Here is a 12,179-nt window from a genome sequence, read left to right as displayed (position 1 = left end):
CGCGAGCAGGTAGGATTTTGCCGAAAAGGTAGGAAAATCCTACCTGCTCGGACCAAAAACCACCTGCTCGCGGTGTTGTGTAGGGGAGTGAACCCCTAGCCCACCGGAACGTTCACGTTCACGAGCGAGAAAAGATCCTTCGGATCGTCCGGATTTGCCACCAGGTCAATGAACTGCTGCAGATCGGTGCCCCGGGTTGCCTCGCGTGCATAGCGCAGCGCCGAGAAGTCGGCGATTGCAAAGCCCACCGAATCGAAGAGAGTAATCTGCTCATCCGAGGTACGCCCGGGCTCCTCGCCGGTCAGAACCTTCCAGAACTCCACCACGGGGAAGTCCGGATCCTTCTGCTGAATTTCACCCTCGATGCGGGTCTGCGGCGGGAACTCCACGAACACGGTCGAACGATCCAAAATCTCGCTCTCCAGCTCGGTTTTGCCGGGGCAGTCGCCTCCAATAGCATTCAGATGCACGCCGGGCTTCACCTGCGAATTTAGAAGCACCTTTGCCTGCTGCTTATCGGCGGTGCAGGTGGTAATAATATCGGCATCTGCAACGGCCTCGTCCACGCTGGATGCGGCATGAATCCTGAACCCCAGCGGCTCCAGATTACGGCGGAACTTCTCGATAGCGGCGGGATCAACATCGTACACCACAAGGTCTTCGATGCCGAGGACGGCGCGCATCCCAAGAGCCTGGAATTCAGACTGTGAACCGGCGCCGATCATCGCTATCTTCCGCGAATCCTTGCGTGCCAGATGCTTAGCCACCATGGCAGAAACAGCGGCAGTACGAAGGGCGGTCAGCAGGGTCATCTCCGCGAGGAAGACGGGGTAGCCGTTATCCACATCAGCCAGCAGACCGAACGCGGTCACGGTCTGGTATCCACGTGCAGGGTTCGAGGGATGCCCGTTCACATACTTGAAGGAATAGATGATGTTATCTGAGGTCGGCATTAACTCAATCACGCCGAAGGGGGTGTGGGATGCCACGCGCGGAATCTTATCGAAGCTCTGCCATTTCTTGAAATCTTCTTCCAAGAAATTCACCATACCGGCAATAATATTCCCAACGCCGTCACGCTGAATCCACTGTGCCATGGATGCAACATCAACAAATTCAACCCTGTGGTCGGTCACGATAATCTCCTTAGTCGTGAGAGGCTGACATGAAATACTGAATCAGTATATCAGCAGTCAAATGTATAGATTATTACTGTGATGTATATAATATTCCCCGGAATACGCTGACAATATGCATGACATTATGTCAGCGTAGTGTGTGCAATATCCGGAAAATAATGTGTGTAAAAAGCTACTTCCGATCCTCATCCGAATCATCGTCGTGTTCGGCAAGCTCCGTGAAGTAATTCTTGTACACGCCCTCATTCGAGAGCTTACGCGCCATCGGAGGAGCCGCAATCACCGGAACAGCACCCGTGAAGCCCTCACGAACACGCGCAACCTCATTCACGCGATCGCGCACCACAAACCAACCAATAATGAGCAGCGGAATCACGAAAAGAAGCGAGATAAGAGTCCATGTGCCCACGGGGTAGTCGAGCGCCATCAGCACAATAACAATAGCCATGAAGGTCAGAACCGACCAGTCGGCAAAGCGCCCGCCGGGAGCACGGTATTCGGGGCGTGTGTACTTTCCTTCCTTGGCCAGCTTGAGGAACTTCTGGTGCGAGAGCGAAATAGCAACCCAGGATGCCATCGTACCGAAGGCCGCAATATTGAGTACGACCTCAAACGCCTGTTCGGGAACAATGAAATTCAGAACCACACCGAAAAGCCCCACCACGCCGGTCAGCAGAATACCCGCCACCGGAACGCCCGACTTAGAAACTTTGGTCGCGAACTTCGGCGCAGACCCGGCAACACCCATCGAATGCAGAATACGACCGGTCGAATACAGCCCCGCGTTCAGCGACGATGCGGCGGCGGTAATCACGACCAGCTGCATGATCGGGGCGCTCGCGGTCACGCCAATATTGTCGAAGAAGGTCACGAAGGGCGACTCGTCATCGCTGTAGACGGTGTACGGCATGAGCAGGCACAGCAGCACTACGGCGCCCACGTAGAAGATAGCAATGCGCCACACCACAGCGTTGATAGCGCGCGGAATAATCTTCTTGACGTCCTTTGTTTCGCCGGAGGTGGTGCCCACCAGTTCGATACCGGCGTATGCGAACACAACGCCCTGCACGACGATTAATGCCGGAAGAACACCCTGCGGGAAGAGCCCCTCATGTGACATAATCAGCGGAATACCGGGTTGCACGCCGTTGATGGGCTGTCCGAAGATGAGGTACCAAATACCAACCGCCATGAAGGTCAGCAGCGCCAGAATCTTGATGAGCGCAAACCAGAACTCCAGCTCGCCGAAGAGCTTAACCGAGACCAGGTTCAGGGACACGGTCACAATCACCACGATGAAGGCGGTGAGCCATTGCGGTAGGTCGGCAAAGAATTGGTTATATCGCCCAAACCAGGAGATGTAGATAGCAATTGCGGTCGCATCCGCTACCGCCGTCATAGCCCAGTTGAGCCAGTACAGCCAGCCGGAGACGAACGCCGCCTTTTCGCCGTAGAATTCGCGAGTATACGAAACGAACGAGCCAGAGGAGGGGCGGTGCAGGATCAGCTCGCCCAGTGCGCGCAGGATCAGGTAGCCGAAGAACCCGCAGACGGCGAAAATGATCGCAAGCATAGGGCCGGCCTTTTCGAGGCGCCCGCCTGTCCCCAAGAATAGACCGGTACCGATAGCGGAACCGATCGCAATCATTTGAAGTTGTCGAGCGCCTAGCCCCTTGTGCAGACCTTCCTGCTCATGAGCGAAGGCATCTTCGTGGTCTGGTCGCGTCATAGGTTTTTTAGGTGAATCGAGACTCATATTTTTCCTTATGACCTGCAGCGCCCAGTGGGAACGATGGTGTACCTTCTTAGAGCGCCACAATACGGTGTTGTTCCACGCGGATATATAGTAAATTCCGGAAGCCGCATGGAGTTTTTTAAGACTATAGCAGACCAAGTATAAGAATGTTACGGGGAGCACACCCCGATAATATGCGTGTCAATGCATAATGCACGTACTACTGTGATGCCGGGAATATTCCGAAAATTGTTATTGAAATTTAATAAATACAGTTTATTCCTTGCTATAGCAGGGAACATAAAATTATCCCTGGCTCACAGAAAAATATGTGTGTATTTATACAGGTAGGGTGTGCAGGATATGAGGAGACGGCGCTCGCTTTTCGTGGGTTTAGCTGCCGCCCAGTGCGTGAATCTTTCGGTCGAGGCGCTTCTTGCGGCGGGTCAGCAGCCACCAGCCGGGCACGTGAAGTGCAGATTTGCGCCCCACCTCGATGACGGAGGGGAGCTTCTTCTTGGCGAGAGCGGTATCGATCTCAAGGTCGGTGGCACCTTCGGCGCGCATCCGCTCAATAAGGGCGAGGGATTTGGCGACGGGTCCGCCTCCAATGATGTGCGCATCCATGCGGGCTTGAATCGCTGCGCGGCGTTCTTGCAGGCGTGCCAGCTGTGCGTTCTTAGGGTTATTTTCACCCATTCGGCGTTCCCCTCATTATGATGACAATGACTCTCAAATACGGGCTAAAATGCCTCATCAAAGCCCGAAATAAGCCGAAAAACCGGCGCTTTCAGTCTACAGAAAACCCTAACCCCCTTGGTAAAATAGTCTCTGTAGATGGCGTTCAGACACGCCGACAAAACCACGGGAATTTACGTTTTCCCGCACCCTAGTCAAGGAGTCAGCATGGCTATTGCAACCCCCGAAGTCTACGCAGAGATGCTGGAGAACGCGAAAGCAAAAGGCTTCGCCTACCCGGCAGTAAACGTCACCTCCTCGCAGACCCTCAACGCCGCTCTTCGCGGTTTCGCTGAGGCTGGTTCTGACGGTATTGTTCAGGCATCCACTGGTGGCGCAGCGTACTGGTCGGGAGCATCGAAGAAAGATATGGTCGCTGGTTCCCTGGCATTCGCGGCATACGCTCGTGAGATCGCCAAACAGTACGACGTGAACATCGCACTGCACACTGACCACTGCCCCAAGGACAAGCTGGATGGCTTTGTTCTTCCCCTGCTCGCCGAGTCTGAAAAGGCTGTGGCGCGCGGCGAAGACCCCATCTTTAACTCCCATATGTGGGATGGTTCCGCTATCGATCTTGACGAGAACCTCAAGATCGCGGCTGAGCTTCTGGAGCGCACCAACAAGGCAAAGATCGTGCTTGAGGTTGAGATCGGTGCCGTCGGTGGCGAGGAAGACGGCGTTGAAGGCGCTATTGATGACACCCTGTACACCACCGTTGATGACGCGGTGAAGACCGTTGAGGCTCTGGGTCTGGGCGAGAAGGGGCGCTACATTGCGGCGCTGACCTTCGGTAACGTGCACGGCGTGTACAAACCCGGTAACGTGCACCTGCGACCCGAACTGCTCAAGCAGATTCAGGACGAGATCGGCGCTAAGTACGGTAAGGAGAAGCCGTTCTCGCTCGTGTTCCACGGTGGTTCCGGTTCGACCGCTCAGGAGATTGCGGATGCGGTTTCCTATGGCGTGATCAAGATGAACATTGATACCGATACCCAGTACGCTTTCACTCGCCCGGTCGCCGGTCACATGTTCACCAACTATGACGGCGTGCTCAAGGTTGACGGCGAGGTCGGCAACAAGAAGGCATACGACCCCCGCGTGTGGGGCGCTAAGGCTGAAGAGGGCATGGCAGCTCGCGTGGTTGAGGCTTGCCAGCAGCTCGGCTCGGCAGGCACCTCGCTGAACAAGTAGGTAATGCTTAGCCGGTTTGCCCCGGCATCAGAAGGCTCTTTATTCCAATAAAGCGGGTTTTCCACCGCTTTATTGGAATAAAGAGCCTTTTTAGTATGTGTGTGAGAGGTCTGCCGGGCGAATCCGGCGAAAATAGTCGCCGTCGTGAACGGTGTACATGGTAGTTTTAAATTTATGAGTGAGCAATCATCGAGAGAAAACTTTGTCGAACAGAATCCACAGGATGCGGTAAAACCTGGGACGGCGTCGCAGCCTTCCGACGATCAGGCTTCGACGGTACCGAGACAGTATACGTACCCGGGAGCTGCGAACCAAACGGAGGCGTCCATAGCCGTGACGACGGCAGACCCTAAATTCCCGTTCCGTTGGCTGTATGGGGTGCGTATCGTGGTCACTGCGGTGAGTTTATGGCTCAGCGTGCGGGTTCTCTACAATCTTGTTACCACGATTCTTGATGGTTATGTGTCGCTCGCCCTCACAGAAATTATCGAAGCACCGCAGGTTATTGGATATCCGGTCTATGAAATCATGCAGATTATCGCGGCAATACTATACCTGCGGTCCAAAGGGCTTGGCTATATTCTGGGCGTGAATATCCTCGGTTTAATCGTCCAGCTGCCCTCGCTACCTAAACTTATTGAGAATCTTCTGCGCTTGGATATTTTCTTTGAATATGCTAAAGCTTCAACGTACTTAGACTGGGGACTGTACATTATTGACGTAGCCCTGTGCATATTCTTTATTGTCATTACAATTCGCGAATATTCTCGCCGCCAGAGAATGAAGACGGCTCAGACTCAGCCTGTTTACGCGGCGGCTCCACATACTTCTGTACCGCCGACCGTCATGCCGCACAACCCTGAAGCGCCAGCACAGGCACCGACAGCACAGCCTCAGAATCCGCCGGAGCAGCCCTTAATGTAGTCTCGATATTCTTCAAGTTGTGAAATACATGAGTGCCCCGGACTCCTTCAAGGAGTCCGGGGCACTCGCATATATACATTGGGGAACGGAATCTACCGTGTGGAAATGCGCGCTTTAGCTGCCGCACTTACTTATGTCGGGCAGATTTTCTAATACTTTATTGGAATAAAGAGCCTTTTAGTATGAGGAAATATGTAAGGAATATATTCATTGAGAATGTTCAGGGGGTTTTCATAGAATATCCAGGGTGTAATCATAGGGTAAAAATATGAGTACAGATCATGATTTTTCACCCCAAAATTCTGCTCACGATGCGCCTGCCGCTCAAAGCAGCCGCAAGGTTCCTTGGTCGGGTATGGTCGATAGCACCTCGGCAGGTTATGAACTTCCTGCGTATACGGCACTTTACGGCCAGCTGGGAGATGAGGAAATCGTGATCCGCCCTAGTGGAGAGCCGGAAAATGATGCCGAAAAGCCGGAAAATCCCACAAGTTCAGGAAGTCCCACAAAATCGCCAGAGAAGGCGCACGATTCAGTGGAAGTCTCTGCGGCAAAACCCCTAGGGCTTGAGAATCTCAAGATATTCTATGTTCTTCGTATAGCTCTGGCGTATATTCCGATAGTAGTTATAGCTTATTCGTGGATAAACTCTATGGCGCGGTATTCAACTTCATATCGCGAAGAAACTTCTGTAAATCTGTTATCGGTTGAACGGCCATTATCCCATATAGCAATTCTTGGGTTTCTGATGATTTCTTATGCAGTATATATTACGGCTGTACAGACCCGCGCCTGCGCAAAATTTATACGGCGCAAAGACTATCCCTGGGTTAAAAAGGTGAATAACTATGGTCTTGTATTCTCTTTCGTGATGACCATGATTACCGTCGCATACGATAACCCCTTTGGGTGTCTAATGGTTCTTTTTGACCTTGGGGTGAGCATTGTTTTCGTGAAAATGATGGGTTCAGGGACGACAAAAACTAAACCTGCTGCCCGGCCCCTAAATATCGCAAACCTCGATAGTAAGGAAAGTTCAAACAACAGTCTCAGTGACGAAGAGGCAGAAAAATAGTGGGATGTGAACGATATGCGTGATAGTTTTGAATTTATGAGTGAGCAATCATCGAGAAAAAACTCTGCCGAACAGAACCCGCAGGATGCGGTAAAACCTTGGGCGGCGTCGCAGCCTTCCGACGATCAGGCTTCGACGGTACCGGGGCAGTATGCGCACCCGGGAGCTGCGAACCAAACGGAGGCGTCCATAGCCGTGACGACGGCATACCCTAAATTCCCGTTCCGTTGGCTGTACGGGGTACGTATCGCGTTCATGCTGGTGAGCCTGGGGACGTCTGTGTGGGGTCTATATAACTATGTGGAGTTTATGGCTAAGTATGGATTCGAGTATTGGGATGCAGAAGATTTTCTGCACTTAGCGTTGACATGTGCATTTCTGGCATATTATGGCCTTCAGATATTCGCCGGTATCTTCTATCTCAGGTCTAAAGCGCTGGGATTTATTCTGAGCATCAATATTATTGGTCTGATCCTTCAAGCTCTAGAAATAGCAACGCTAATTGACGTGATCACCCATATGGATGACTTCTTCCAGTACGCCAATGGCTTGGCGTACCTCTACTGGGTCCTATATTTTATAGATATAGCTCTCTGCATCGTCTTTATCGTCATGGTGAGTCAAGAATATTCACGCCGCCGGACGAATAGTACGGTTTGGACTCAGGGAGCACAAGCGCAAACCGCACAATCTCAGTATGCACAGCCTCAGAATCCGCCGGATCCTCTAATGTAGCCGATACTCTGCAAGTTGTGAAATACATGAGTGCCCCGGATGCCTTCAAGGAATCCGGGGCACTCGCATATAAACACTCGGGGCGGGAACTACTCGTGCGGGGATGCGCGCTTTAGCCGCCGCACCCGCAGCCACCACATCCGCATCCGCCGGATTTGGTGGCGACTGAACCCTCAGAGGGAATGCCATCTCCGGTGTCGCCGCCCATGAGGTTCACGCGGTTACCAATATCGGGACCACCTACCACCTGGGGCTTTTTACCGGCGAGGGTAGCCGCGAAACCGGCGGGTTCGCGCAGAGCACCGGGTGCCAAATCGGGAATGGGAGTGAAGCCTGAGGAACCGCTCGGGCCGCATGCCGCTGCAGCCGCATTCGCCTTCGGCTTTTTGACCTTGTGGGCTTTCGAGAAGCGCGTAATCTGCTCGGCGGTCGGGTACATAAACGAGACCTTGACCTCGCCATTGACGAGCATAATCGGCAGAACGTCGGCACCGCTCATCGCAATTTGCTCGGCGACGGGCTCGCATTCTTCGAATGCTGACGGGTAACTATCGGTTGAGTAAACCTCAATATCTACCCCCGAATCGAGTGCTTCCTGTGCGGCGCCCAAAAAGAGGGTTCGTTCCATATCGTTAGGGTCCTCAGGGTTCTCGCCCGGACCTGGAATGAAAACCTCAAGGATGGTACCGGCTAGTTCTTCGGTTTGCTCACTCATGCGGGAACACTTTCTCGTTGTTAGGGTTCAAGCCTTCAATATGCTCTAAGTGTACTCGTGTTTACCTGATGCAGGGAGGGCTTACAAAAATACTGAGCGATCGGCGAAATCCTCCGGAGCTCTAGTGCTGTGTCTGCCGCCTGATTGAGCGGCTGCATCATGAAATATACTCTGGAAATTCGGCATATTATGCAGGCTGGGAATATTTTTTCAAAATCCCTCGACCTGTGGTGGACACAGTAACAAAAACCTGACGAGTACGGTATTCTAAAGGGAAAATACATGTATTTGCCTGTGTCGTTACACAAACGACATCTTTCGGGTGTTTACTACATCAAAGGAGATCTTATGTTTGGTTTCGGGAAGAAAAAAGCAGCGGCACCGACGGAATCGACCGCAACCGCTGATATTTATGTGGCACCGGTGACGGGAGAGTACCTTCCGCTGTCTGAAGTTTCTGACCCCGTATTTTCGCAGGGTGTCATGGGGGATGGCTACGCCGTTAACCCTACATCGAATATGATCGTTGCCCCTGCGGCAGGTACGATCGCCTTGATTCAAGACACCATGCATGCCTTTATGCTGCGTACCGATAACGGCGGCGAGGTGCTGGTGCATATCGGTATCGATACTGTAGATCTCAATGGCGAAGGCTTTACCTCGCACGCTAAGGTGGGCGATAAGGTTGAGGCGGGCGCCCCCATTATTGAGGTTGATTGGGAGGCCATTAAGGATCGTATTCCCTCCAAGGAGACGATGGTGATGGTTACCAACACCCCCAAATTCAATATTGTGAAGGACTCCGAGGAGCGCCGTACCGTCAACGCGGGCGATCACGTGGCGGAAGCGACCAAGAAGTAGAAGACGCGTAGAGCCTTGTGATGCTTCGACAGGGCGGAAGGCGCCGGTTTTCTCGCTCTGTCTGGCACGATGCTCCGGCTTTACGCAGCCTCGCTTTACGTGAGGTCTTGTGCCGCAGCTGCCGACGAGCAGACCTCACGAAAGAGGTTTTCTCATATGGTTTCACCGATTTTCGGTGGAACCATATTTTTTTAACAAAAACTTTTTAACGGGCAAAAGATATTGTCTCGAAGAAATAGGCGTGGGAAAATATTTGACAAAGATAAATTTTCTCGCTCAAGCAAAAGTGATTTACAGGTAAAAAATAGTTATGCTATTTATGTGACGCGTCAAGAAAATGTTTTTTAACGCATCCGCCTATTCATTCACTCAGCAACATATAGTATTTGGGAGTTCATACCCATGAGCCTTTCTTCGCAGAAACTCAACCGACGTACCGTTCTTGGCGCCACCACGCTTGGCGCTGCCGCCGCTATGATGCCCGTGGTGGGCGCATCCGCAGCAGAGGCGAGAATTCAAGGAAGTCTTCCCGGCGAGAAGGAACAGCCTGTCAATGATGAACAGCAGCCTATCCTCGATGAAGATATTGAATTTGACCCGGAACATGCGGCCTGGACCTTTCTTAGACAAAAAGAATTCTTTGTAGCACATCGTGGTTCGGGCGATATTAATCCCGAACACACCGCATACGCATATACTCAAACTGCAAGAAATGCCGATGCTATCGAAATTTCTTTGCGAACCACGGCTGATAATATTCCCGTTTGCATTCATGATGAATCGCTGATGCGCGTTACCGGACTTAATCGCAAAGTACGTGATCTTACCCTGCAAAAACTGCGTGGCGTTTACGTCAATATGCGCAAGACTCTCGGTGAAGGTACACCGCTGGAGCAGATTCCCACATTTGAAGAGGCCGTGGATGCGATCAACAACGCCCCCACCGGCAAGCGCCTTCCCCTCTTCATCGAAGCGAAAGACTGGCGCGCACAGGGTCATCTGTTGAAAGCTATCAAAGAACGCGGGCTGGCGCATCGTGTAGTGATCAAGATGTACCGCGACGGTCACGGCGGTTTCAACCCCAACTCAAAGTATCTGGCCCAAGCGAAAGCCGCGGGCTGCCAGACCTGGTGCTACTTCGACGCCAACGACAGCCTTGAAGGAATCCGTCAGCTGGCGGGATCCAACAACGTGGATGCGCTCGGCGTGCCCTACTTTGAATCCGTGCGCGGTCCCGGGTACGGTTCCATGGCGGATGATAAGGTGCGTGCCATTGTCGGCTTCGGCAAGCCCGTGATTGTTTGGGAGGTGCACCGCCGAAGCACCTACGAACACTACAAGAGCCTGGGCGTGCGCGGGTTTATGAGCCCCGACCCGTCATGGGTGTGCGGGTGGAAAAAACAGGCCACGATCAACGTTGAGAACGGCCGTCGGGAGCACGGTATGCTGCCCTCTAGCATCACCAACGCCCAGGATTATCCCGACTTCACCCGCGGGGCAATCGTGCACCGGCAGAATTACGACGAATCCTTGCTGCTGGGGCCGCTCGCTGCTGCCACTGACAGGGAACAGTACACCCTCGAATTCGCTATGCACTGGGATAAGAAACTGCCCACAACCACCTGGAATTACGGGTACATGGCGTTCGGTCGCAGCCACGACGGTCCGCTCGGTATCGCCGGGAAGTTCCGGGGTGCATCCGAGGACGGCTGCTATGTGCTCGCTCTTCGCCCCGGCGCGAAGGTTCGGGACGAGCACGGCAAATACCGGACGGGCGATCTTGCACAGCTGATTCGTCTTGACGGCGGGCCGGGTGCGTCTCGCGAAGGTAAGGTTCTGCACACCATGAACTTGAAAAAGCCTATCAAGCCCAACGAGAGCATCGAAGGCAAAATTGTGGTGAAGGGCAAGTACTTCTACTTTGTGATTAACGGCCAGTATTCCGCGCAGATTCATGATGCCGCCTACCGCGGCCCCTACGTGCATTTCGGCCGCTACCACGGCAACGCAACCGGCGGTCCGCTCGTGCTCACCCGCGCACTTGCCCGTGAGTCTTGGGTATAAGCCTTTGAATCAGGCTGCCTGGGCGGCTTATTCACCCGGAAAATTAGATGGATAAGCCGCCGCGGGTTCGCCAAGAATAAGTTGGGCAGTGCACAAAAACTGTTTGACGTCAGGTACAGGTTACCGTAGCAATTCGGGCGGGGTTAAGGCGATGCTGATCTAGGTGCTACTCTAGGGGCATGACAACTTCATTCACCGATAAAAAAGCTGTAACGACTGTGAGCCCCGAAGCTCGGGACGCATGGTTTAAATGGCAACTCACTCCACCCGTTCCCACGTCCTGGGAACTGCCCGAAGAAGCACGAGAAGACTTTGAAGATGCAATCATGCTCCTGCTCCTCACCGGCGAGGACGCCAGCGAATATGCGGATTACCTCAACGACTGCCTAGAAGAATTTCTAGGCGAATCGCAGGTCAAAGGCGACTTCTACCACGATATTGAACAATACGCGCAGAAAGTCGTGAGGGAGCGCCGTGCGCTCGCCGAGCGTTTGGGTGTTACGGGTGATTCTGGCAACTTGGCTGCGGCTTTCGCTGATTTGGAGGCGCACGGCGTGCTTGCGCGCGGTAAATTTTCGTGCTGCGGAACCTGCGCCAGCGCCGACATCTGGGATGAGCGTGAGGGCTCTGACCGATGGAAGGGCTATATCTACTATCACCAGCAGGATGCCGAGAATCTGGCGGAAAGCGGGAGCACCTACATTGGCTTCGGCTCGTTTGAGGCGTACCCCTCCGATGAAGAGGCATGGAAGAAACTCAGCGATGAACAGCGCGCGGCCGTCACCCGCAAACATGAGGAACTATCACTCGCACTGATGCTTGACACCGTGATCCCCACGCTGGAACGCTACGGCATTAAGGTGACCTGGAACGGTAGCTACGATACCCGCCCGCGCCTCGATAACGTTGAGGTCTACGAGATTCCGTAAGCTATAAAACCGTGCGTGCGGTCCGCCGGAGGAGTCGCGCGTGAGTTGAGGGGCGCATCCTGTATGTTAT

General features: G+C 53.3%; 11 protein-coding genes. 7 read left to right on the top strand and 4 right to left on the bottom strand.

Annotated elements, in window-relative coordinates; genetic code table 11:
* Positions 1–95: 95 nt before the first annotated feature.
* The 3 genes from HMPREF2804_RS00950 to HMPREF2804_RS00940 all read right to left on the bottom strand — a co-directional run bounded on the left by HMPREF2804_RS00950 (position 96) and on the right by HMPREF2804_RS00940 (position 3,573).
* A complete protein-coding gene (locus HMPREF2804_RS00950) occupies positions 96–1,136 on the bottom strand; it encodes an ornithine cyclodeaminase (RefSeq protein ID WP_070626942.1) in 1,041 nt (346 codons plus the stop codon).
* Between the two features lie 175 nt (positions 1,137–1,311).
* Positions 1,312–2,868, bottom strand: a complete 1,557-nt coding sequence (locus tag HMPREF2804_RS00945) for an amino acid permease (protein WP_115333598.1) — start codon at positions 2,866–2,868, stop codon at positions 1,312–1,314.
* Between the two features lie 399 nt (positions 2,869–3,267).
* Positions 3,268–3,573 carry a hypothetical protein gene (locus tag HMPREF2804_RS00940; RefSeq protein WP_048778037.1) on the bottom strand — a complete coding sequence of 102 codons (306 nt, stop codon included), beginning with the start codon at positions 3,571–3,573 and terminating at the stop codon, positions 3,268–3,270.
* Positions 3,574–3,780: 207 nt separating this feature from the next.
* On the opposite strand from HMPREF2804_RS00940, the gene fbaA reads away from it, so the two are divergent.
* The 4 genes from fbaA (at position 3,781) to HMPREF2804_RS00920 (ending at position 7,540) form a co-directional block, all read left to right on the top strand.
* Positions 3,781–4,806, top strand: a complete 1,026-nt coding sequence (fbaA, locus tag HMPREF2804_RS00935; protein ID WP_048755365.1) for a class II fructose-bisphosphate aldolase — start codon at positions 3,781–3,783, stop codon at positions 4,804–4,806.
* Positions 4,807–4,980: 174 nt separating this feature from the next.
* On the top strand, positions 4,981–5,730 hold the full coding sequence (locus tag HMPREF2804_RS00930) for a hypothetical protein (RefSeq protein WP_070626941.1): 750 nt from the start codon (positions 4,981–4,983) through the stop codon (positions 5,728–5,730).
* Positions 5,731–5,998: 268 nt separating this feature from the next.
* The gene (locus HMPREF2804_RS00925; protein WP_246824081.1) at positions 5,999–6,805 is read left to right on the top strand and encodes a hypothetical protein; all 807 of its coding nucleotides are present in this window, start codon (positions 5,999–6,001) and stop codon (positions 6,803–6,805) included.
* Positions 6,806–6,841: 36 nt separating this feature from the next.
* The gene (locus HMPREF2804_RS00920) at positions 6,842–7,540 is read left to right on the top strand and encodes an Asp23/Gls24 family envelope stress response protein (RefSeq protein WP_246824080.1); all 699 of its coding nucleotides are present in this window, start codon (positions 6,842–6,844) and stop codon (positions 7,538–7,540) included.
* A 112-nt stretch (positions 7,541–7,652) separates the two neighbouring features.
* On the opposite strand, the gene HMPREF2804_RS00915 is transcribed toward HMPREF2804_RS00920, so the two are convergent.
* The gene (locus HMPREF2804_RS00915; RefSeq protein ID WP_048753563.1) at positions 7,653–8,255 is read right to left on the bottom strand and encodes an arsenic metallochaperone ArsD family protein; all 603 of its coding nucleotides are present in this window, start codon (positions 8,253–8,255) and stop codon (positions 7,653–7,655) included.
* A gap of 348 nt (positions 8,256–8,603) precedes the next feature.
* Here HMPREF2804_RS00915 and HMPREF2804_RS00910 point away from each other — a divergent pair, with 348 nt between their 5' ends.
* From HMPREF2804_RS00910 to HMPREF2804_RS00900, 3 genes are all read left to right on the top strand, one after another.
* Positions 8,604–9,116, top strand: a complete 513-nt coding sequence (locus HMPREF2804_RS00910) for a PTS sugar transporter subunit IIA (RefSeq protein ID WP_041321625.1) — start codon at positions 8,604–8,606, stop codon at positions 9,114–9,116.
* A 402-nt stretch (positions 9,117–9,518) separates the two neighbouring features.
* On the top strand, positions 9,519–11,180 hold the full coding sequence (locus HMPREF2804_RS00905; RefSeq protein ID WP_070626939.1) for a glycerophosphodiester phosphodiesterase: 1,662 nt from the start codon (positions 9,519–9,521) through the stop codon (positions 11,178–11,180).
* 179 nt (positions 11,181–11,359) lie between these two features.
* Positions 11,360–12,109: a DUF6891 domain-containing protein gene (locus HMPREF2804_RS00900; protein ID WP_070626938.1), complete on the top strand. Its 750-nt coding sequence runs from the start codon at positions 11,360–11,362 to the stop codon at positions 12,107–12,109.
* Positions 12,110–12,179 lie beyond the last annotated feature (70 nt).

Origin of the sequence: Rothia sp. HMSC065G12, from assembly GCF_001811455.1 — a bacterium.
In the GTDB taxonomy this organism is placed as follows: domain Bacteria; phylum Actinomycetota; class Actinomycetes; order Actinomycetales; family Micrococcaceae; genus Rothia; species Rothia dentocariosa.
The sequence above is the reverse complement of the archived record's forward strand: the minus strand, read 5'-3'. Positions and strand labels throughout refer to the sequence as shown.

Coding starts and splice junctions, on each gene's coding strand:
- HMPREF2804_RS00910 (WP_041321625.1), top strand. CDS start 8,604: ATGTTTGGTTTCGGGAAGAAAAAAGCAGCGGCACCGACGGAATCGACC.
- HMPREF2804_RS00925 (WP_246824081.1), top strand. CDS start 5,999: ATGAGTACAGATCATGATTTTTCACCCCAAAATTCTGCTCACGATGCG.
- HMPREF2804_RS00915 (WP_048753563.1), bottom strand. CDS start 8,255: ATGAGTGAGCAAACCGAAGAACTAGCCGGTACCATCCTTGAGGTTTTC.
- HMPREF2804_RS00905 (WP_070626939.1), top strand. CDS start 9,519: ATGAGCCTTTCTTCGCAGAAACTCAACCGACGTACCGTTCTTGGCGCC.
- HMPREF2804_RS00945 (WP_115333598.1), bottom strand. CDS start 2,868: ATGACGCGACCAGACCACGAAGATGCCTTCGCTCATGAGCAGGAAGGT.
- HMPREF2804_RS00930 (WP_070626941.1), top strand. CDS start 4,981: ATGAGTGAGCAATCATCGAGAGAAAACTTTGTCGAACAGAATCCACAG.
- HMPREF2804_RS00900 (WP_070626938.1), top strand. CDS start 11,360: ATGACAACTTCATTCACCGATAAAAAAGCTGTAACGACTGTGAGCCCC.
- HMPREF2804_RS00940 (WP_048778037.1), bottom strand. CDS start 3,573: ATGGGTGAAAATAACCCTAAGAACGCACAGCTGGCACGCCTGCAAGAA.
- HMPREF2804_RS00920 (WP_246824080.1), top strand. CDS start 6,842: ATGAGTGAGCAATCATCGAGAAAAAACTCTGCCGAACAGAACCCGCAG.
- fbaA (WP_048755365.1), top strand. CDS start 3,781: ATGGCTATTGCAACCCCCGAAGTCTACGCAGAGATGCTGGAGAACGCG.